Genomic DNA, 578 nt, shown 5'->3' on the forward strand with positions numbered 1-578 from the left:
ATTGATTCTGGCAACGTATCGCTTGCTTTAAAACAATTAATAGTTGCTTGATCAAACGTCTGCAAGATGGACAATCATCCTTCCTGCAGGCGCCTTCACAAGATACCTGCGCATACTTTCAAAGATCTTGGGAAGTGGCCTCAGCGCCGTTCCCGTGTGCCGCGAAGTTTCCTTCGTAGCGAGCCGCCCATTATAGCCGGCTTTTCCGCTTCGTCAACACCTTTTTTCAAGGCCGTCTCACCGGAGTGGACGTTGTTGCCGATGCTGCTTCGCCGTTGGACCCGAAGGTCTTTCGTCGTTGCGAGCCGCCTATTATGGCAGGCCTTTCAGCTTTGTCAACAACTTGTTTGAGGAACTTGAAGCTCTTCGTGAAGTTGTTGCTGCAAGTCCAGGTCGAAACCGGGTGCCTGCAAAAAAAGGAAAACCCCGCTGCGCATGCAGCGGGGTTCTCGGGTGTAAACCCTGGCGATGACCTACTCTCGCATGGCTTGAGCCACACTACCATCGGCGCAGCTGCGTTTCACTTCCGAGTTCGGGATGGGATCGGGTGGTTCCACAGCGCTAATTTCACCAGGGAG

1 rRNA gene is annotated in these 578 nt (G+C 53.3%); it reads right to left on the minus strand.

Features of this window, described 5'->3' with window-relative positions:
• Positions 1-460 precede the first annotated feature (460 nt).
• A 5S ribosomal RNA gene (rrf, locus tag EKL94_RS22250) occupies positions 461-575 on the minus strand.
• Positions 576-578 lie beyond the last annotated feature (3 nt).

This window comes from Stenotrophomonas maltophilia (genome assembly GCF_003970865.1).
Taxonomy (GTDB): Bacteria; Pseudomonadota; Gammaproteobacteria; order Xanthomonadales; family Xanthomonadaceae; genus Stenotrophomonas; species Stenotrophomonas maltophilia_AR.